A 19,271-nucleotide genomic window follows, 5' to 3' on the forward strand; every position below is an offset into this window, starting at 1 on the left:
GCGATTACGACTCCTCGTTGAAGGTCGACACTTCATCGAGCAAATCGAGCAGAAGATCGAGCTTTTCGCGTCCGAAATGCTTTTCGAGGCGGTCGTAGATCATGCGGCTTTCGGGCGCGACCTCATTGATGATCGCCATCCCTGCAGGCGTAATCTTCAAGAGCACCCGGCGTCCATCGTTCTCGTCCTTCAGCTTGGCGATGATCCCGCGTTCTTCGAGCGAGCGGATGATCCGCGTCAGGCTCGGCGCGAGAATGAAGGCCTTGTCGGCCATCTCCGAGGCGTCGACCGTCTCCTGTTCGGCCAGGATGCGGATGACGCGCCATTGCTGCTCGGTGATGTCATGGGTGCTGAGCATCGGTCGAAAATGGCTCATAACCGCTTCCCGGGCGCGCAGCAAAGCAATCGGAAGAGATCGGCGGGTGTTGCGCGGCAGGAAAGCGTCTTGAAGCATCTTTGGGGTCGGGCTTTCGGTCATGCCGGGTTCTACCTTCATTTCCGGCCATTTTGCAATCGAAACGCCATCCAATGCGCGAGGACGCGCTTGACACTGCCATCCATTTTGTTAACATGTTAATTACAAGACGGGATCGGGAGGATCCATGCCCCATTTTTCGATGGAATATTCCAGCAACCTCGATGGCGTGGTGGACTTTGCGGCTTTGTGCCGGCTGGTCCACCAGAAAATCCTTGAGACGGGCCTGTTCGAACTGGGGGCGGTCAGGGTGCGCGCCATCCGCTGCGAAGCCTATGCGATCGCCGATCTGCTGGAAGCGAACAGCTTTATCGACATGTCGTTTCGCGTGGGCAAGGGCCGAAGCGAAGACGATCGCAAGCGGACCGGAGATGCGATTTTCGCCGCCGTCACGGAATTTTTAGGCCCCCAATTCGCCACACCGCATTTTGCGCTGACCCTTGAAGTCCGCGAAATCGACCCGTCGCTGAGCTGGAAGAAAAACGCCATTCATCCACGCCTTCGCGCCCAAGCCAGCTGACTCCCCAACCTGACCTTATGCGAGCCCTGGCCCAGCCGCGGATCGCTCGACTGACCGATGGAGACGACATGTCTGAACTCGATGACAACATTGCCAAGGCGCAAGCCTATATCGCCAAATTCGGCGGGACCGTGCTCAACCGCATTGACGGAGAGGATGTCGCCGCTGCCGACGGCGAGACTTTCGAAACGATCTCGCCCGTCGATCTGAAGCCGCTGGCCCGCGTTGCGCGCGGCAAGGCCGCAGATATCGACAAGGCGGCGAAAGCCGCCAAGGCCGCCTTCCCGGCCTGGGCCCAGATGGATGGTTCGGCCCGCAAGAAGCTTCTCCACAAGATCGCTGACGCCATTGTCGCCCGCGCCGAAGAGATCGCCTTCGTCGAATGTATGGACACCGGCCAGTCCCTGAAATTCATGGCGAAAGCAGCCCTTCGCGGCGCAGAGAATTTTCGCTTCTTCGCGGATCGTGCGCCGGAAGCGCGCGATGGCAAGGCCCTGCGCGGCCCAGGCCAGATCAACATGACGACCCGCGTCCCCATCGGTCCGGTCGGCATCATCACGCCCTGGAACACGCCTTTCATGCTGTCGACCTGGAAAATCGCGCCGGCGCTGGCGGCGGGGTGCACCATAGTTCACAAGCCGGCCGAATTTTCGCCGCTGACGGCGAGGCTGCTCGTCGAGATTGCTGAAGAGGCAGGCCTGCCCAAGGGCGTCTGGAACCTCGTCAACGGTTTCGGCGAAGATGCCGGCCGTGCACTGACCGAGCATCGGGACATCAAGGCGATCGGCTTCGTCGGCGAAAGCCGCACAGGCTCGATGATTATGAAACAGGGCGCAGATACGCTGAAGCGCGTGCACTTCGAACTCGGCGGCAAGAACCCGGTCGTGGTGTTCGCAGACGCCGATCTCGAACGCGCCGCCGACGCCGCCGTGTTCATGATCTATTCGCTCAACGGCGAACGCTGCACATCTTCCTCCCGGCTTCTGGTGGAGGAAAGCGTCTATGAGAAGTTCACCGCCATGGTGGCGGAGAAGGCCAAGCGCATCAAGGTGGGCCACCCGCTCGATCCGGCGACCGTGATCGGACCGCTGATCCATCCGGTTCATGAAAAGAAGGTGCTGGACTATATCGGCATCGGCAAGGGCGAAGGCGCAACTGTCGCCGCCGGCGGCGAGAAATACGACGGTCCCGGCGGCGGCTGCTATGTGTCGCCGACCCTTTTCACCAACGCCAACAACCGGATGCGGATCGCTCAGGAGGAGATTTTCGGACCGGTGCTGACCGCCATCCCTTTCAGGGACGAAGCTGAGGCGCTCGCGCTCGCCAATGATGTCGATTACGGCCTGACCGGCTATCTCTGGACCAGCGACGTGACACGCGCCTTCCGTTTCACCGATGCGCTCGAAGCCGGGATGATCTGGGTGAATTCGGAAAATGTCCGCCATCTGCCGACGCCGTTCGGCGGCGTCAAGAATTCGGGCATCGGCCGCGACGGCGGCGACTGGTCGTTCGATTTCTACATGGAAACCAAGAACATCGCTTTCGCCAACACCGCCCATGCCATCCAGAAGCTTGGCGGCTGATCTTACTCGAGGAGGAACCCATGGCATTGCCGACCCCCAATCTCTATCCGCCTTTCAACATCGTGCGCCTGAGCCATGTCGAGTTCGGCGTCACCGATCTCGCCAAATCACGCGCATTCTATGTCGACACGCTCGGCCTGCAGGTAACCGACGAGACATCCGATGCGATCTATCTCCGCGCCATGGAAGAGCGCGGCCACCACTGCATCGTGCTGCGCAAGTCCGACAAGGCGGAAGCCCGTGACCTCGGCTTCAAGGTCTATGACGAAGACGAACTCGACAAGGCCGCCAAATTCTTCGACGGCAAGGGCCTCGGCGTCGAATGGGTCGAGCGGCCCTATCAGGCTCGCACCTTCCGCACCCGCGATCCGCATGGCACGCCGCTCGAATTCTATTCGAAGATGGACCGTCTGCCGCCGATCCACCAGAAATATGCGCTCTACAAGGGCGTGAAGCCGCTGCGCATCGATCATTTCAATTGCTTCTCCCCCAATGTCGACGAGAGCGTCGCCTTCTACAACGAGATCGGTTTTCGGGTGACGGAATACACGTCGGATGAGGAAACCGGTCGGCTGTGGGCCGCCTGGACGCATCGCAAGGGCGGCGTCCACGACATCGCCTTCACCAATGGTCGCGGCCCGCGCCTTCACCACACCGCCTTCTGGGTGCCGACGCCGCTCAACATCATCGACCTGCTCGACCTGATGTCGACGACGGGCTGGCTCCCCAATATCGAACGCGGCCCGGGCAGACATGGCATATCGAACGCCTTCTTCCTCTATGTCCGCGACCCCGACGGCCATCGCATCGAGATCTATTGCTCGGACTACCAGACGGTCGATCCCGATCTCGAGCCGATCAGATGGGACCTCAAGGATCCGCAACGGCAGACGCTCTGGGGCGCTCCCGCTCCGCGATCCTGGTTCGAGGAAGGAAGCCTGTTCGCCGGCGCCGAACCCGTGGCGTCCCAACTCAGCGCGCAGCCGATCATCGCGCCATAAGCTGTTGGTCCGTCGAAACAAAGACGCGCGCCCGTCTCCACGGGCGCGTGTCCAAACCGGATGGTGAAACAGCGCAGCAACCGTGCGAATGCGCGAGGATAGAACATGACAGCGAGATTGGTCAGCTTCTCCACCCCCGATGGCCATGGCTATGGTCTTCTCAAGAACGACGGCCTGGTCGTGCTTTCGTCGCGCCATCCAGAATGGCGGACCCTGCGCGAGGTCATCGAGGCGGGAGCACTCGCTCGACTGGCCGAAGAGGGCGCAACATTGCCGCCAGATCTCGACCATGGCGAGTTTCGTTTCGAGATCCCGGTTCCCTGCCCCGAAAAACTGATCTGCGTCGGCGTCAATTTTCCCGATCGCAATGAAGAGTACAAGGACGGGCAGGCAGCGCCGCCCAACCCCTCGCTCTTCATTCGCTTCCCTCGCTCCTTTACCGGCCATGATCAACCGCTGATCCGGCCGCCGGAAAGCCCGCAGCTCGACTATGAGGGCGAAATCGTCATTGTCGTCGGCAAGAGCGGCCGCCGTATCGCTGATGCCGATGCGCTCGACCATATTGCGGCGCTGTCGCTCTGTAACGAAGGCACGATCCGCGACTGGGTGCGTCACGCCAAATTCAACGTCACGCAGGGCAAGAATTTCGATCGCAGCGGTTCGATCGGCCCTTGGTTGGTTCCCTATACGGACGAAAGCCAGTTGGCCGACATCCAGCTCACGACGCGCGTCAACGGCGAGGTGCGGCAGCAGGATCGCACCAGCAGAATGATCTTCTCGTTCCGAAAGATCATCTCCTATATCTCGACCTTCACGACGCTCGCGCCCGGCGATGTGATCGTGACGGGAACGCCGACGGGAGCTGGAGCCCGTTTCGATCCGCCGATCTGGCTGAAGCCCGGCGACATCGTGGAAGTCGAGGCCGATGGCATCGGTCTTTTGCGCAACACCATCGCCGACGAGGTCTGACTCATGTTGACGCAAGATGAAATTCTCTCGGCGGCTCGGGCGCTCGACGAGGCGGAAAGAACCCGCCGGCAAACGGGCCTGCTGTCGCTCAGACATCCCGAGATGACCATGGACGACGCCTATGCGGTTCAGGGCGCCTGGGTTCGCCAGAAGATCGCCGCGGGCCGTCGCGTCATCGGATGGAAGATCGGGTTGACGTCCAAGGCGATGCAATATGCGCTGAACATCGACATACCGGATTCCGGCGTTCTTCTCGACGACATGGCTTTCGAAGATGGCGCGAGCATTCCGGAAGACCGTTTCATTCAGCCGCGTATCGAGGCCGAAATCGCATTTGTGATGAAAACGGCGCTCAAGGGCCCCGGGGTCACCCTGTTCGACGTGCTCAACGCCACCGACTATGTCACTCCGGCGCTCGAGATCCTCGACACCCGCATCCTGCGGGTAGACCCGGACACCAGGAAGACGCGGACGATCGTCGACACGATCTCAGACAACGCCGCCAATGCCGGCATCGTCATCGGCGGTCGGCAGATGCGGCCCGACGCGCTGGACATGCGCTGGATGGGCGCGATCGTCTCGCGCAATGCCGAGGTCGAGGAGACCGGACTTGGCGCGGGCGTCCTCAATCATCCTGCGCGGGGCGTCGCCTGGCTGGCCAATCGCCTGGCCCAGTATGGAGACGGCATCGAAGCGGGTCAGATCGTGCTCGCCGGCTCGTTCATTCGTCCTGTCGAAGCGCGCCACGGCGACACGATCGTCGGAGATTTCGGTCCCTACGGCACGATCAGCTGCCATTTCAGATAGGATAGGCCAATGCCCGCGCCAAAGAACAGCTTCAAGGCCGCCCTCGCGCAAGGCCGAACGCAGATCGGTCTCTGGGCAGCGCTGACGAGCCCGATCACGGCAGAAATCTGCGCCAGCGCCGGCTTCGACTGGGTGCTACTCGATGCCGAACATGCGCCGAACGACATTCCGACGCTAATGGCGCAGCTACAGGCCATGGCTCCGCATCCAGCCCATGCGATCGTGCGGCCGCCCATCGGCGAAACCTGGCTCATCAAGCAGATCCTCGACATCGGGGCGCAAACGATCCTCGTGCCGATGGTGGAAACGAAAGAGCAGGCCGAAGCCATGGTTCGCGCCGTGCGCTATCCGCCCCACGGCGTCCGCGGCGTCGGCGCATCACTCGCTCGCGCCTCGGCTTTCAACCGCATTCCGGATTATCTGCAGACCGCCAATGACGAAATCTGTCTCCTTCTGCAGATCGAAAGCCGCGCCGGCCTCGTCAATCTCGACGCGATCACGGCGACCGAGGGCGTCGACGGCGTCTTCATCGGCCCCGCCGATCTCGCAGCCGACATGGGATTTCTCGGCAAACCCGGCGCCGACGAGGTGCAGACTGCGGTGACCGAGGCTCTGGTTCGGATCCAGTCGCTCGGCAAGGCGGCCGGGATACTTACTGCCGATCAATCGCTGGCGCGGCGATACGTCGAACTCGGCGCTAGCTTTGTGGGGATCGGCAGCGATGTCGGCTTGCTCGTCAACGCAACCGGCAGATTGTTGAGCGATTTTCGCGAGCACAATCAATCCGTAATGGGTCCGGCAGCAGGACAAGTCTACTGAATGCTCCAATGAACCCCGACAACGGAAGCGCTGCAATCATACAATAGACAGATGACGCAGTTCGATCACGGTAAGCGCCGCAGCCTACGATCCGCCCTTTTCGCGGGCTGCCGAGACCTTGAGCCGATGCTTCGAAGTCTTGGTTTCTCCGTGGTTCCCAGCGTAGACAAACCGGAGAGACCAGCAAGCACCCGCGCTTACGCACGCCGAATGATCGGCCGGTTCGCCAGCATCAGCACGACGATCGTCATGACATAAGGCAGAGCCGAAAAAGCTTCGGTCGGCAGTCCCGCGAGACCGCCTTGCGCCCGTAGTCCGAGACTGTCGAAAAAGGCGAAGATCAATGCGCCGATCAGCGCCCCGAGCGGCGTCCAGCGGCCGACGATCACGATCGCCAAGGCGATATAGCCGCGGCCATTGGTCAGCCCATCATTATAAGAGCCGAGAACGGCAAGCGTGATCGCCGCGCCCGCAAGCCCCATGAAGGCGCCGCCAAGCGTGATGGCGATGTAGCGGACGCGATCGACATTGACGCCGCGCATTTCCGCCGCCGCGCGGTCTTCTCCGACCGCCGTCAGGATCAGGCCGAGGCGGGTTCGGTTGAGGAGATAGATGGCGACGATCAGCACCAGGATCATCGCGTAAGTTAGCGCGTTCTGCCGAAACAGGATCGAACCGATAAATGGGATATCCACCAGTCCGGGAATTGTGATCATCGGCACCAGCGGCACGAAGATCGCTGTTTGCCCCGAGGGTTGCCAGAGCTGGAACACATAGGATGTGAGCCCTGCCCCAATCAGCGAGATCGCGATGCCGATGACGATCTGGTCGGCGTTGAAACGGATCACCGACACCGCCAACAGAAGACCATAGATGGCGCCGACAAGGCAGGCTCCGGCGAGGCCTGCGCCCCATCCGGCGAAATAGGCGAAGACCAGCGCGGCGAAGGCGCCGGCAGTCATGACGCCGTCGATACCGAGATTGATGGCGCCGGCTTTTTCGGTGATCATCTCTCCAAGCGCCGCAATAAACAACGGCGTCGCCAGCCTGAGCATGCCTCCGAGCACGATTTCCCAGAAGACCGGATCGGACCAATCCATCTCAGACGCCTCCCGTTTTGCGCCGGAAAGCGAGCGCTACGATCAACAAAGTCAGCCCCTCCACTACGACCGCGATGGTGGCGGGAACCGAGGTTCCCATCTGCATGCCCTGCGCGCCTGTCGACAAGGCGGCAAAGCCGAGGGCAGCCGCAAGAATACCCAGAGGATTGAGCCCGCCGAGAATCGCCACGAGGATGCCGGAAAAGCCCAGACCGCCGTCCACGCTCGGATAGAGCGTATGTGTGACGCCTGCGACCTGCGCCCAGCCTGCAAGGCCCGCGCCGCCGCCCGCGACAATAAAGACCGTCAGCGTCGCGCGCGACGAGGAAAGTCCCAGCCGCGCAGCCAGTTTGGCATGGGTGGAGAAAAGGCGATAGACCAGACCGGAGCGGGACCGGCCCCACCACCAGAGCGCCACAGCCAGGATCGGAACGAGAACGAGGCCCCAATGCAGCCTTGTGCCGTCGATCAAAGTCGGAATGAGCGCCACGTCCGGCAACGGATTGCTGCGCGGCGTCGCGGTCTGGGCTGCGGCGGCCAGCGGTCCTTTCAGGATCCAGAGCAGACCGAAACCGGCGATGTAATTCAGCAGCAGCGTCGACAGGATCTCGTTGACGGAAAAGCGCAGCCGCAGCAAAGCCGGGATCAGGGCGAAGAGCACCCCGCCCGCTATGCCGCCGAGACAGCCGAGCGCCAGGAGCACGATGGGCGACCCGCCGGCTGCGGCTTGCAGCAGCGCGGTCGACAGCGCTGCGCCCATGACCAGTTGTCCCTGGCTGCCAATGGTGAAGATCCCGGCGCGCAACGCAGGCGCGACGCTCAGTCCCACCAGCGCCAGCGGAATAGCCGTCACCAGCGTCTCCGCCAGAAGATAGGTTTCGCCGAAAGCTCCATAGACCAGCGCTTTGAGCGCTGTGACGGGTTCTGCGCCGGCCGCGAACACCAGGGCTGACGTCAAGGCCATCAGCGCCCCGACGACGCCCAAGATCCGCAACACCTGCTCCGAGCCGAACGCGCCCTTGATCGCCTTCACTGATAGAGCCCCGGTTCCGGCTGCGAGCCCGTCAGCACATGTCGGCCGATCTCGGCCTGTTTCCAGGCAACCGGATCATGCAACGACAACACCCGGATATTGCGCCAATGGCGATCGAAACCATTGCTGCGCGCCACCGAACGCGTGCCCATCAACGTATAGATCTCGGAGGCAGCGGCGAGCGACGCCTTGTGCGCCGTCACCTTGGCGGCATAGACGGGAATGGCGAGTTCCGTGCGGTCGACATCGCCGCGTTCATAGGCGTCCAATAGATCCGCCGCGCTCTGCATCAACGTGTAGGCCGCCACGAGATCGGCGACGAGATCGCCGGCTTTCAGCCGTGTCAGCGGATCGTCAGCAGCGTTGTCGACGCCGGCGGAAGGCCAGGGCCGGCTCTTCGTCGGCACGAAGCCCGCCGCCTCGCGCAAGGCAGCAATGGCAGAGCCGATCATGATCGCGCAGAAGCCGACCTGATAGCGCAGCGAGGCGTGCGGCGGCGAGAACTGGCCGGGGATCGTGGCGTTCCAGTCGGGATCGGACTTCACCTGGTCGAAGGTGATCGTGCCGGAATCCGTGGCCCGCTGGCCGATCGGATCCCAGTCGCGATGGATGGTGACGCCCGGCGTCGTGGGCGGGATCAGATTGAGCTGCATGCCGGCCAGCGGGTTCTCCGCAATGCCGGCGGCCTCTGGATTATAGGCCCAGGTGGCGATGTAATCGGCTTCGGCGGCGGCGGTGGTGTAGATCTTCTTGCCCGTAACGGTGAAGCCGCCATCTCCCCGGGGTATGGCGGTCGTGGTCAGGGGATCATCGACCTTGCGGCCCGACTCCGCCACAGCGAGGCCGATGATCGCCTGGTCCTCGACGAGAGCGCGGGCAAGCCTCGGCTTCAAGTCCGGCGGGCAATAGGTCAGGATTTCCCTGACGATCTCGTCATGCACTTTATAGAGCTGCGCGACAGAGGAATCCGCGAGAGCGAGCCGCAACTGCGCCTCCATCGAGGCGCGGTGCGACAGTCCCAATCCGCCGAGCTCTTTCGGCAGCACGTTCTTTAGGAAGCCGCTGCGCTTCAGTGCGGCGATGGACAGGGTCGGATAGCGGCCGATGCGGTCATTTTCCACGGCGTGCGGGGCAATTTCGGTCTCCGCGGCATGGACGAGCGCCAACAGCGCCTCGGTCTCTTCGGATGACAACCCGGCGGGAGGAAAGGCGGCGCCGAGAAGGGGCGGAAGTTTGGCGGTCATGGTCATTCTCCTGGAATCGCCACGGCCTCGAAGCGGCCGGGATCCATCATCTTGTGAACGTCATGGGCGTGGCTCGGGCAGCGGCAACAGACGAGACCGCCCTTCAGGCCGAGCACGAGATCGGTGAAGCTCTGCGTCTTGGTCTCCACCAGTCCGCGCTCGGTGAGGCCGAGATCCGGCACGCCGACGAGACCGATGAAGGACATGATCAGGAAAGGCGCATGCATCGTGCAGCCGATCGACTGCGCCGCCTGATCGCAGAGCAGAGAAAGGTCGCGCACAGTTTCCCATGGCTGGTCGCTCATGCAGCCGGCCACGGGCAAAGGCACGGCGCTCAAAATCTTGCCGTCGGCGACCACGACATAGCCGCCGCCGATCGCCTTGATGGCATGAGCGGCGAAGGCGAGGTCTTCATCGGTCACCCCGACCATGACGAGGTTCTGGTTCTCGCAATTGGTCGTGGCGGCGATGGCGCCGCGTTTGAGGCCGAAACCCTTGACGAAGCCGACGCCGACATTATCGGTGGCGTGGTGGCGATCGACGATGGCGACCTTCAGCACATCGCGCTCGGTGTCGCAGACAAGCCTGCCGTCGACCACGTCGAGTTCGGCATGGAAGGCGCGTTTGAAATAGCCGTCATACATTTCCATCGCCTGAACCCAGGCTTTGGAGCCTGCAGCTTCTGTCGTGAAGAAACCGGCGTTGATATCCGGATGCAGATGGATGGTGTCGCGAGTGAAAGGCGGCACCGGATCGGTGTTCTCGAACAGCGGTTTGCCGTCGCGCGCCACCACTTTGCCGTCCACCATCACAACGGTTGGCCGCGCCTCGGCGAGGTCGGCCACGAGTTGCAGATCGGCGAGCTTGTTGGGCGTGATGGAGCCGACGAGGTGGTCGATCCGGTAATAGGAGGCGGCGTTCAGCGTCGCCATGCGCCAGGCCTTCAACGGCTCGACGCCGCATTCGATCGCTTTGCGGACTTGATGATCGATATGACCCTGCCGGTCGAGATCCTCCACCAGCTTGTCGTCGGCGCAGAAGGAAATGTGGTGCAGACCATCCTTGAGCGCAGGAATGTCGGCGAAGACTTCGGGCGTGTTGTCGTTCATGCTGCCGGCCATCACCGTCAGCATCGCACCCAGCCGCAGCCTCTCGATCACATCCTTGGTCTTGTGCGCATTGTGATCGTCGGAGATGCCGCCGGCGAGATAGGCCCAGAGCGGCTCGTTTTCCAGAAGCGCGGTGTGACCGGTGATGCGCTTGCCGGCAGCGATCGCCGCGACCTGCTTGCGCGCCGAGGATTCGTCGAGATTGAAGGGATTGGATTCCCCGAGCGTGGCGGCGTCCGGTCGCTGGACGCGATAGGCGATCTGCTCGGTGGTCAGATGCGCGCCGCCGAGCTCAAGTTCCGGGGCCTGCGGCACCTTGTGCGACACCTGGCGCAGGATGCGGAGCGGCGTGGTGGTCGTCCCCATGAAATCGAGCCCGTCCTCGCCCAGCACATTGGCGATGCAGTTGGCGTCGGCGAGCACCGTCGTCGTGCCGCGCGGCACCGAGAGACGGGCGAGTTCGCCGGGAACGAGCTTGGTGTATTCGATATGCAGATGCACATCGATGAAGGTCGGGGCGACGAAATAGCCGGTCGCGTCGATGATCTCGTCGCAATCGAAATAACCGACCGGCGTCACCGCCGCGATATGGCGCCCCGAGATCACCACGTCGCGCTCCAGGATCTCGCCGATATGCAGAGCCAGCACCTTGCCGCCGCGAATGATGCGGTCCGGCTTTTGTCGGCCGGCAGCGACGAAACGCATGCGCATCAGTTCTTCAACGCTGGGCGCCCAAGCGGCGCCTGTGGCGGGATAGGTGATCTTGTCGGTCATGCAGGCGTCTCCTGTGCGGGCAGTCCCGCCATGGCCCGGCCGATGGCGGTCATGTCCACCGGGCCGGAAAGATCGAATTTAGCAACCAGCCGCCCATGCGTCAGGACGACGAGGCGGTGTCCTATTTCAAGCAGTTCATCGAGATCGGCCGACAGCACCACGACGGCGGCGCCATCCGCGGCCGCCTGCGTCAGCGCACCGCGAATTGTCGCGCTCGCGGCGAGATCCAGGCCCTGCGTCGGACCATGCGCAACGATGACCCCGGGCTTTTGCGCCAGCTCGCGGCCGACCAGCAGCTTCTGCTGGTTGCCGCCAGAAAGGCCGCTTGCGCGCGCTTCGGGATTGGGCGGACGGACGTCGAAGGCCTCGATGATCTCCACGCCGCGCGCGCGCTCCGCAGCCCTTCGTCTCGCACCGAAGCGCTGGAACGCTTTCCCAGCCATCGCGAACAGGCTGGCGTTTTCGGCGATGGTCAGATCGCCCGCGACGCCATCGGCGCGATTTTCCGGAATGAAGGCGAGACCCGCCTCTGCGGCGCGCGCCGCATCGCCACTCACATCGACGCCGTCGACCAAAACCGAACCGCGCATCGATCGCAGGCCGGAGAGGGCCTCGGCCAGCGCCGGTTGGCTCGCCCCCGCCACGCCGGCAATCGCGAGGATCTCTCCCTGTTTCACGGAAAAGGACACATCGTCCAGCATGCCCGCGTCCCCCTCCCCGACGCACAGGTCCGAGACCTGCAGCCGGGTCCACGTGCTGCCGCTGGTCGTCTTTTCTTTTGCAGAACGGTCGCGATCCCCCACCATCAGGCGGGCGATGTCCTCGCCGGCCAAACCGCCAACGTCACCATCAAGCACCACTTTGCCCGCCCTGAGCACGGTGATCCGATCCGCGCCGCGCAACACTTCGGTAATGCGATGGGTCACGAGACCAATCGAGGTCCCCGAGGCGGCGAGGCGGCGGATGGCGGCGACGAGCCTGTCGATTTCCAAGGGACCAAGCGCCGAGGTGGGTTCATCGAGCAACAAGACGCGCGCCCCATCGGCAAGCGCCGCGATGATCTCGCCCATCTGACGCTCGGCGAGACTGAGACGTCCGACCGGCTCGTCGAAATCCGGCGACATATCCATCAACCGGGCCGCCTCCGCAAGCTCGGCCCTGGTCGTCTTGCGATCGAGCCGCAGGCCCGCCTTCGCCAGAAGATGGTTTTCGGTGATGGACAGGCTTTTGAGGAAGGAGAGCGACTGCGGCACGAAGCCGATACCGGCCTCGATGGCGCGACGGCGGGACCAGTTGGTCACGGCCACGCCATCGAGATTGAAAGCGCCTGCATCCATCGGCAGTATCCCGGCGATGATCTTGGCGAGCGTCGATTTGCCAGCACCGTTTTCGCCGACGATCGCCGTCACTTCCCCGGCTTGCAGGGCAATGGATGCATCTTCAAGAGCCCGGAGTTTTCCGAAGCTCTTGTTGACGCCCGACAGCGAAATGAGGGCCTGCGGCACGCGTGATCGACCTTATTCGAAGAAGTTCGGCAGGGTCTTCTTGCCCGAGGCGAGATCGGCGATCAGCGCCTCGACCTGGCTGTCGAGATCGGCTGGCAGGCTTTCGCCGAGAGCGTTGACCTTGGTCACCACCAGTCCCATGTTGCCGATGCCGGATACGAAGAATTTCTTGCCGAAGCTGCCGGCCTTGATGTCGTCGACATAGGCCTTGTAGGTCGGATGCATGTCGAGGACGACCGAGGCGATATTCACCTTGGCGGCAAACCCGCCGGCTTCGCCTGTCACCCCGATGGTCAGCGCGCCTTCCTGGGCTGCGGCTGCCGCCACTCCGTTGCCGATGCCGTCGCCGGAGGTCCAGACGAGCTTCGCGCCCTGGGCGACCATGCCGCGGGTGACTTCGGCCGCTTTCTGCGCGTCGTCGAAGGAGCCGGTATAGGCTTCGATAATCTTGGCGTCCGGCTTTCCTTCCTTGAGACCGGTCTTGAAGCCGTTATGGGAGGCCTTCACGAAAGCGAGTTCCGGGCCGCCGACCACGCCGAAGGTGGAGACGCCGCCGAGCTTGCCGGCGATTAAGCCGCCGAGATAGCCCTGCTGGCCGAAATCATAGGTCCAGCCGTCGACATTGGCGAGCAGGCGACCGGCAAGATCGGGGCCGCCGGAGGCCGCGAAATGCACCTTCGGAAAGTCAGGCGCGATCTTCAGGATCGGCTCCGACAGTTCGATGCCGTGGCCGATGATCAAGTCATAGCCCGACGCCGCATATTGACGGATCACCGGCTCGGATTTCGAGGGATCGGCCATTTCCTCGCGGAGTTCGAAGGTGATCTCGCCGTCCTTGGCGAGCTTCTCCGCCGCTTCCCGGGCGACCTGATTGAACGAGCCGTCATTGGCGTGACCGGGCACCAGAAGCGCGACCTTGAGCGGCGCGGCATAGGCGCCGGTGACGGCGGAGGCGAGAAGGACGGCCGCAAGGCCGAGGCGGCGAAGCATGTTCATGGCGAGTTTTCCTTTATGGTGTCTGGGAGGACGCGGAGTGTGACGGGGTCTAGGCTGGGGCCGTCGAACCTGCCGCTGAAGCGGTTCTTCTGCGCGATGGCCGCGCCGCTTGCGAGATCGAAGCAGGGATCGAGGATTGGTTTTTCGACGCCGAGCGTTTCGGCGGGCAGGCAGATCACGTTACGCCCGCCATAGGTCTCGACGCGGGTCGAGCCGGAGAGCGCGCCTCGACGAGACGCCGAGAGAAGCGCGGCGGTCGACAAGAACCCGGCCGGGCGCGGAGCGCCTTGGCAGGTCATGCCGGGCGGGCAGACCAGGTGCCGCATGTCGCCCGACATATCGACCTCTATCGTCTCCCGCGACCGCTCCATCCAGGCGGGAGCGCCGCCGACAATCGAGAGGGTGTCGCCATCCCGGCGGATTTCAACAGCGGCGACATAGGTTGGCTCTACTTTCGAACCGAGGACAACGAACTGGTTCGGCAAATCCTTCGCCCAGGCGGCGATATCGATCTCCTGGCCCGGAGCCGAGGCGGCGACGGCGATCGTGAGCGCGAAAACGAGACCGGTCACTATGCAGCGAGGTCTCCGAGCAGTTTCGACTTCAGCTCATCCGGCGCAAACGAGGCCTTGATGGACGTTGCGGCGACGCTGCGCACCGTCTCCCGGTCCCAGCCGAAGGTTTCGGCCGTGCGGGCATATTCGCTCGGCAGGTCGAGCCGCAGCAGCGCAGGGTCGTCGGTGTTGACCGACACCGGCACGCCGGCGCGACGCAGCCGGTCGATCGGATGTTCGCCGAGTTCCTTGTAGAGACCGAGCGTCAGATTCGAGGTCGGGCAGACGCCGAGCGCGATCTGGCGGTCGGCGAGGATGCCGACAAGCTCCTCGTCCTCGATCGCGCGGACGCCATGGTCGATGCGATCGGCGCCGAGCAGAAAAATCGCATCCCGCACGCCCTCGGCGCCGCTCGATTCCCCGGCATGGGCGGTGCGCTTGAGCCCGCCGCGACCGGCAAGCTGGAACGCCTCGGCAAATTTTGGCCCTGTGCGTCCGGCCGCCGCTTCATTGCCGTCGACCGAAAGCGCGACAACGCGCGGATGCCTGAGCCGCAGCAGCTCCTCGACCACCTCGATCGCTTCGGAAGACGTCTGCTGCCGGAGCAGCGAGATGCAGAGGCCCACCTTCGGCAGACCATCCTCTTCAGCCGCAGACAGACCGGCGTCAAGCCCGTCGATCAGCCCCGCGAGATTGCCTTTCCAGCCTGACCAATGGGTCGGATTGACGATCAGATCGGCATAGCCGACGCCCGCAGCGGCCATTCGCCCGGCAAAGGCATAGGCGGATTTGGCGAGCTGGTCGCGGCTCCGGGAAAGCCCGCAGATGAAGTCGAGAAATTCCAGGAAATCGGCGAGGCCGGTGAAATCGAGCAGGCGGTCCTCGGGCCGCGGCAGCTCAACGCCGTTTTCCCGCGCCAATTCCACGATCGTTTCCGTCCCGAAGCATCCTTCGAGATGAATGTGGATCTCAGCCTTGGGCAGAGAGAGGAAGTCGATGGAGGTCATGCCGGTTCGCCTTATGGACAGGCGTCAGACTTCCACCAGCTTCACGACTGCACAAGAAGTGTTTTCCGCATGAAGCGTACGAATTTTTGCAACGCTAGCGAATTGTGTCCATCGGCGGGCGCGCCAGTTGGATCGACTGGAGCGCCGCCTTGATAATGTCGATCATCGCCTGCGCGGCCGGCGGTGAACGACGATTGGAGGGGACGGCGATCACCAAAGTCTCCTCTTCGAGCTTCCGGTCTTCGATTGGCAGAAATGCGAGCTCACCGCGGGCCACCTCGGAATGGACATCGAAAATGGAGAGTATCGCGACGCTCTGGCCAATCCGCAGCATCGATTTCATCAGCGTGATCGAATTGGTGGTCACCGCTGCCGCCAGATCGACATGCGCCTCCTGAAAGGCGATTTCAATGAATTTGCGGATGCCGATCGAGCGGTCGGGGAGGATGAAGCCGTGACGCAGGCAGTCGGCCAGCCGGGGAGCGCGACTTGTCGCCAGCGGATGGTTGGCCGCCATCACCAGCCCGGGCCTCGCCTTGAGACTATAGACGACATCGGCCTGAAGCCGGGTCGGCGGGTTGAAAATCAGCGCCATGTCGATCTCTTTCGCCGTGAGGCGGCGCAGGAGATCATCGCCGCCGCCGATGACCACGTCGGTTTCGACAAGCGGCATTTCCGTCTGCAGCGCCTTGATCGCGTCGGGCAGGAAGGCCGCGGCGAAACATTCCATCGCACCGATCGAGATCGAGCCGCGTCGCTGCCCCTTGAGATCGCGCAACTGGCCGGCCGCAATCTCCTGCTCGCGACGCCATCGCCGGATATCGGCGAGCAACCGCTCGCCTGCCGCAGTCGGCCTCACCCCACGCGGCAATCGCTCGAGCAGGGGCAGTCCGACATCCTCTTCCAGGTTGAGGATCTGCCGGTTGATGGCGGAGGCCGACATGTTGAGTTTTTCGGCCGCGCGACGGAAAGAGCCGGCGCGCGCGACGGCGTCGAGAAGGACGGCTGAGGCGGAGATCAGTTGCATTTCATCATGGCCAGCGTTGCGTTTTTTCGAACGATAGAATCGAAAATCGACGCTTGTCATTCATTTTTTCATCGCGCACCTTGCGACGCAATCATAAGGGGCAGCGCAATGACGGCATCACCGGCACTCGACCACGAGCATTTTCTCCGGCGGAGCTTTCAGGTGGCGCGGCGGGCGCTGGAATGCGGCAATCACCCCTTCGGCGCGATCCTGGTGGGACCCGACGGCACGGTGCTAATGGAGCAGGAAAACGCCTATCAGCCGACCCGCGACATGACGGGGCATGCCGAACGCGTGTTGATGACCCGGGCCTCGCAAAGCTATTCGCCGGCGTTTCTGCGCGATTGCACCATGTACACCTCGGCCGAACCCTGCGCCATGTGCGCGGGCGCCGCCTATTGGGCCGGAATTGGTCGCGTCGTCTACGGATTGAGCGAAAGCCAGTTGAAAGACATCACCGGCAACCATCCGGAAAATCCGACACTGGATCTACCCTGCCAGGTGGTGTTCGCGGCGGGACAGCGGCGCGTCGAGGTGATAGGCCCGATGTTGATCGACGAAGCCAAAGACTTGCACAAGAATGTGTGGGGTTGAAGGCGATTTCGATTCCATCACGGCGCCATCGGAATGCGAGATGTCAGACAGCGGCGAGGTCTCTCCATTCGTAACTCCTCCGAAGATAGCTTTCCAAAACTCCTGGCAAATCCCTGTTCCACCCGTCGGCATCGTCAACGGAAAGAATGGCCCTGTGCAGCCCGCAAAATAAACTGCATCTGTGTTCAACAGGCCTGAAGAAAGGATCTAATAAACCGCTTTACAAAGCCGTTTGCCGGCTTATGCTGCCCTGCAAAAAGCAGGGGATTTTACCATGAGGCTTCCTGAAGACCTTATCCTGAACGCCGCCGATGACATCGCCATTCGTCAGGATCTCACGCTCACCGCGCTCGGCAAGAGACCTGCCGATTTGGCTATCCGGGTGGGACGCCTGCTCAATGTCCATTCGCGGCTATGGGCCACCGATCAGGAAATTGTCATCAAGAACCGACGCATCGCGTTTGTTGGCCCTGCGGGGACTTTTCGCGGCGAGGTCAGGGAGCGGCTCGAATTTCCGGATTTGTCCGCTGTTCCTGGCTTCGGCGAGGTCCACAAGCATATCGAAAGCTCGCATCTGACCCCGGAATACGAGGCGGCGATGGTGCTGCCGCGCGGCAATACATGGACCTGTGAGGCCAGTCATGAATTCGCCAATGTCAATGGCGGCCGCAATACGGAATTCTGGCAGCGCGCCCGACGCGCGGGATGCCGTCACAAGATCTTCATTCAGCCCGGCTCCGCCGTTCCGCCGAGCGGATGGGAAACATCCGGTGGTTACTATGGCTATGAGGAGCAAAGCCTTTTCCTCAAGAACGATCTCTCCGTCGTCAGCCTCGACGAAGTGATGGATTGGCCCGCAGTCTGGAATCCCGAAAACCCGTCCTACGACCGGCTTTGGGGCATGATCAGGGCGACCATCGAAAACAGGGGCGTGGTGGAAGGCCACGGGTCGGGGCTGTTCGAGCCGCATGACGCCAGCGCCTATGCCGCGGCGGGTCTGACGTCCGATCACGAAGTCTGGACCCTCGAAGAAGCCTGGGCCAAGCTCAATCGCGGCGTTTTCATCGAAATCAGGCCCTTCAACTATCCGGAAGTCCTGCCGGGCCTGCTTGAAGGAGGCTTGACCGACTGGTCGAACATCGCCTTCACCACGGACGACCGCAGCGCCACCGACACTTTGCGGCTGGGCGCGAGCGACTACAATATCCGTCACGCGATCGAACACGGCGTGCAGCCCGAAATCGCCTATCAATGCGTGACCCTGCATCCGGCGCGCCATATGCGCATCGACGCCTGGGTCGGATCGATCACGCCGGGACGGTATGCCGATATCGTCCTGCTCGACGATGTCGAACGGGTGTCCATCGCCAAGGTCTTCGCCGACGGCCGGCTTGTCGCCGACAACGGCGCCTATTGCGGCGAAATTTCCGCGATCGACTGGCCGGACTGGGCCAGGGACACGATCCATATCGGTCGAGCCCTGACGGAAGACGATTTCAAGGTCGCCGCCGAACCGGACCGGACCCACATGAACGCGGCCGTTCTTCGGCCCTTCCACTGGAACCAGGAGTTCCTCACTTTCGAACTGCCGGTGAAGGACGGCGCCGTCGAAAGGGACGCGTCGCGCAAGATCACAAAATTCTCGATCATCGATCGCTACTCGGGCGAAGCGAACATGGCTTCGATGTTCTGGATAGGCTGCGGGCCCGCAGATCCCGACACGGCTCTTGCCTGCTCGGTGGCGCATGACTCCCACAATGTCTGGACGATCGGCTCATCCGACGCGGCCATGGCGCTTGCCGTCAACCGCCTGTCCGAGAATGGCGGAGGCTGGGTTCTCGCGCATAAGGGCGACATCATCGCCGAGGTGGTGTTCGAAATCGGCGGTCTGATGACCGCCCGTCCGGCCGAAGCGCTCGACGCGGATATGCAGCGGTTCATCGAGACCGCAGAGCAATTGAACTGGATGTACGAACCTTCGGTCAACAAGAACTGGAAGCCGGGATTTCCCGAGCATCTGATCTTTGCGACCCTGACCTGCGCGCCCTGGCGCTGGGTGCTCGTCGCGCCACATGACAAGGCCCCGCAGGGCTTCGTGAACGTCCAGACGGGACAAACACATCCCATCGTCTGGTGAAAAAAGGGAGGAAAAAA

At 62.7% G+C, this 19,271-nt stretch carries 18 protein-coding genes; 8 read left to right on the forward strand and 10 right to left on the reverse strand.

Annotation, left to right across the window (positions count from 1 at the left end; genetic code table 11):
* Nucleotides 1-4 precede the first annotated feature (4 nt).
* Nucleotides 5-478: a homoprotocatechuate degradation operon regulator HpaR gene (gene hpaR / locus E8Q41_RS11340; protein ID WP_246660162.1), complete on the reverse strand. Its 474-nt coding sequence runs from the start codon at nt 476-478 to the stop codon at nt 5-7.
* A gap of 124 nt (nt 479-602) precedes the next feature.
* Here hpaR and E8Q41_RS11345 point away from each other — a divergent pair, with 124 nt between their 5' ends.
* The 6 genes from E8Q41_RS11345 to hpaI all read left to right on the forward strand — a co-directional run bounded on the left by E8Q41_RS11345 (nt 603) and on the right by hpaI (nt 6,174).
* A complete protein-coding gene (locus E8Q41_RS11345) occupies nt 603-995 on the forward strand; it encodes a 5-carboxymethyl-2-hydroxymuconate Delta-isomerase (RefSeq protein ID WP_137155649.1) in 393 nt (130 codons plus the stop codon).
* A 68-nt stretch (nt 996-1,063) separates the two neighbouring features.
* The gene (gene hpaE, locus E8Q41_RS11350; protein ID WP_137155650.1) at nt 1,064-2,578 is read left to right on the forward strand and encodes a 5-carboxymethyl-2-hydroxymuconate semialdehyde dehydrogenase; all 1,515 of its coding nucleotides are present in this window, start codon (nt 1,064-1,066) and stop codon (nt 2,576-2,578) included.
* Between the two features lie 20 nt (nt 2,579-2,598).
* Complete coding sequence (gene hpaD, locus E8Q41_RS11355; RefSeq protein ID WP_137155651.1) at nt 2,599-3,579, forward strand: 3,4-dihydroxyphenylacetate 2,3-dioxygenase; 981 nt, start codon at nt 2,599-2,601, stop codon at nt 3,577-3,579.
* Nucleotides 3,580-3,684: 105 nt separating this feature from the next.
* Entirely contained in the window at nt 3,685-4,548 is an 864-nt protein-coding gene (locus E8Q41_RS11360; RefSeq protein ID WP_137155652.1) for a fumarylacetoacetate hydrolase family protein, read from the forward strand.
* Between the two features lie 3 nt (nt 4,549-4,551).
* Nucleotides 4,552-5,355, forward strand: a complete 804-nt coding sequence (hpaH, locus tag E8Q41_RS11365; RefSeq protein ID WP_137155653.1) for a 2-oxo-hept-4-ene-1,7-dioate hydratase — start codon at nt 4,552-4,554, stop codon at nt 5,353-5,355.
* A gap of 9 nt (nt 5,356-5,364) precedes the next feature.
* The gene (gene hpaI, locus E8Q41_RS11370) at nt 5,365-6,174 is read left to right on the forward strand and encodes a 4-hydroxy-2-oxoheptanedioate aldolase (RefSeq protein ID WP_137155654.1); all 810 of its coding nucleotides are present in this window, start codon (nt 5,365-5,367) and stop codon (nt 6,172-6,174) included.
* A gap of 197 nt (nt 6,175-6,371) precedes the next feature.
* Here the strand turns inward: hpaI and E8Q41_RS11375 are convergent, their stop codons facing one another.
* From E8Q41_RS11375 to E8Q41_RS11415, 9 genes are all read right to left on the reverse strand, one after another.
* A complete protein-coding gene (locus E8Q41_RS11375) occupies nt 6,372-7,274 on the reverse strand; it encodes an ABC transporter permease (RefSeq protein ID WP_137155655.1) in 903 nt (300 codons plus the stop codon).
* A gap of 1 nt (nt 7,275) precedes the next feature.
* Nucleotides 7,276-8,307, reverse strand: a complete 1,032-nt coding sequence (locus E8Q41_RS11380) for an ABC transporter permease (protein ID WP_137155656.1) — start codon at nt 8,305-8,307, stop codon at nt 7,276-7,278.
* Nucleotides 8,304-9,551 carry an acyl-CoA dehydrogenase family protein gene (locus E8Q41_RS11385; protein ID WP_170976450.1) on the reverse strand — a complete coding sequence of 416 codons (1,248 nt, stop codon included), beginning with the start codon at nt 9,549-9,551 and terminating at the stop codon, nt 8,304-8,306. The genes E8Q41_RS11380 and E8Q41_RS11385 overlap by 4 nt, the downstream gene beginning before the upstream one ends.
* A 2-nt stretch (nt 9,552-9,553) precedes the next feature.
* Nucleotides 9,554-11,434, reverse strand: a complete 1,881-nt coding sequence (locus tag E8Q41_RS11390) for an adenine deaminase C-terminal domain-containing protein (RefSeq protein ID WP_137155658.1) — start codon at nt 11,432-11,434, stop codon at nt 9,554-9,556.
* Nucleotides 11,431-12,939, reverse strand: a complete 1,509-nt coding sequence (locus E8Q41_RS11395; protein WP_137155659.1) for an ATP-binding cassette domain-containing protein — start codon at nt 12,937-12,939, stop codon at nt 11,431-11,433. Before E8Q41_RS11395 ends, E8Q41_RS11390 begins: the two co-directional genes overlap by 4 nt.
* Before the next feature lie 12 nt (nt 12,940-12,951).
* Entirely contained in the window at nt 12,952-13,935 is a 984-nt protein-coding gene (locus E8Q41_RS11400; protein WP_137155660.1) for a BMP family protein, read from the reverse strand.
* Entirely contained in the window at nt 13,932-14,507 is a 576-nt protein-coding gene (locus tag E8Q41_RS11405; protein WP_137155661.1) for a hypothetical protein, read from the reverse strand. Before E8Q41_RS11405 ends, E8Q41_RS11400 begins: the two co-directional genes overlap by 4 nt.
* On the reverse strand, nt 14,507-15,496 hold the full coding sequence (add, locus tag E8Q41_RS11410) for an adenosine deaminase (RefSeq protein WP_137155662.1): 990 nt from the start codon (nt 15,494-15,496) through the stop codon (nt 14,507-14,509). Before add ends, E8Q41_RS11405 begins: the two co-directional genes overlap by 1 nt.
* A gap of 94 nt (nt 15,497-15,590) precedes the next feature.
* Entirely contained in the window at nt 15,591-16,583 is a 993-nt protein-coding gene (locus E8Q41_RS11415; RefSeq protein WP_137155663.1) for a LysR family transcriptional regulator, read from the reverse strand.
* Nucleotides 16,584-16,631: 48 nt separating this feature from the next.
* On the opposite strand from E8Q41_RS11415, the gene E8Q41_RS11420 reads away from it, so the two are divergent.
* Together E8Q41_RS11420 and E8Q41_RS11425 are read left to right on the forward strand one after the other, a co-directional pair.
* Nucleotides 16,632-17,117: a nucleoside deaminase gene (locus E8Q41_RS11420; RefSeq protein WP_137155664.1), complete on the forward strand. Its 486-nt coding sequence runs from the start codon at nt 16,632-16,634 to the stop codon at nt 17,115-17,117.
* 274 nt (nt 17,118-17,391) lie between these two features.
* Entirely contained in the window at nt 17,392-19,254 is a 1,863-nt protein-coding gene (locus tag E8Q41_RS11425; protein ID WP_137155665.1) for an adenine deaminase C-terminal domain-containing protein, read from the forward strand.
* Nucleotides 19,255-19,271: the final 17 nt, after the last annotated feature.

Origin of the sequence: Rhizobium sp. FKL33 (genome assembly GCF_005222915.1) — a bacterium.
In the GTDB taxonomy this organism is placed as follows: domain Bacteria; phylum Pseudomonadota; class Alphaproteobacteria; order Rhizobiales; family Rhizobiaceae; genus Rhizobium_E.

Bases quoted from the DNA above. Each gene is read 5' to 3' on its own strand.
- hpaE (WP_137155650.1), top strand. From the start codon at position 1,064: ATGTCTGAACTCGATGACAACATTGCCAAGGCGCAAGCCTATATCGCC.
- hpaD (WP_137155651.1), top strand. From the start codon at position 2,599: ATGGCATTGCCGACCCCCAATCTCTATCCGCCTTTCAACATCGTGCGC.
- E8Q41_RS11385 (WP_170976450.1), bottom strand. From the start codon at position 9,551: ATGACCGCCAAACTTCCGCCCCTTCTCGGCGCCGCCTTTCCTCCCGCC.
- E8Q41_RS11400 (WP_137155660.1), bottom strand. From the start codon at position 13,935: ATGAACATGCTTCGCCGCCTCGGCCTTGCGGCCGTCCTTCTCGCCTCC.
- E8Q41_RS11415 (WP_137155663.1), bottom strand. From the start codon at position 16,583: ATGACAAGCGTCGATTTTCGATTCTATCGTTCGAAAAAACGCAACGCT.
- E8Q41_RS11360 (WP_137155652.1), top strand. From the start codon at position 3,685: ATGACAGCGAGATTGGTCAGCTTCTCCACCCCCGATGGCCATGGCTAT.
- E8Q41_RS11345 (WP_137155649.1), top strand. From the start codon at position 603: ATGCCCCATTTTTCGATGGAATATTCCAGCAACCTCGATGGCGTGGTG.
- hpaR (WP_246660162.1), bottom strand. From the start codon at position 478: ATGACCGAAAGCCCGACCCCAAAGATGCTTCAAGACGCTTTCCTGCCG.
- E8Q41_RS11425 (WP_137155665.1), top strand. From the start codon at position 17,392: ATGAGGCTTCCTGAAGACCTTATCCTGAACGCCGCCGATGACATCGCC.
- add (WP_137155662.1), bottom strand. From the start codon at position 15,496: ATGACCTCCATCGACTTCCTCTCTCTGCCCAAGGCTGAGATCCACATT.
- E8Q41_RS11375 (WP_137155655.1), bottom strand. From the start codon at position 7,274: ATGGATTGGTCCGATCCGGTCTTCTGGGAAATCGTGCTCGGAGGCATG.
- E8Q41_RS11420 (WP_137155664.1), top strand. From the start codon at position 16,632: ATGACGGCATCACCGGCACTCGACCACGAGCATTTTCTCCGGCGGAGC.
- E8Q41_RS11390 (WP_137155658.1), bottom strand. From the start codon at position 11,434: ATGACCGACAAGATCACCTATCCCGCCACAGGCGCCGCTTGGGCGCCC.
- hpaH (WP_137155653.1), top strand. From the start codon at position 4,552: ATGTTGACGCAAGATGAAATTCTCTCGGCGGCTCGGGCGCTCGACGAG.
- hpaI (WP_137155654.1), top strand. From the start codon at position 5,365: ATGCCCGCGCCAAAGAACAGCTTCAAGGCCGCCCTCGCGCAAGGCCGA.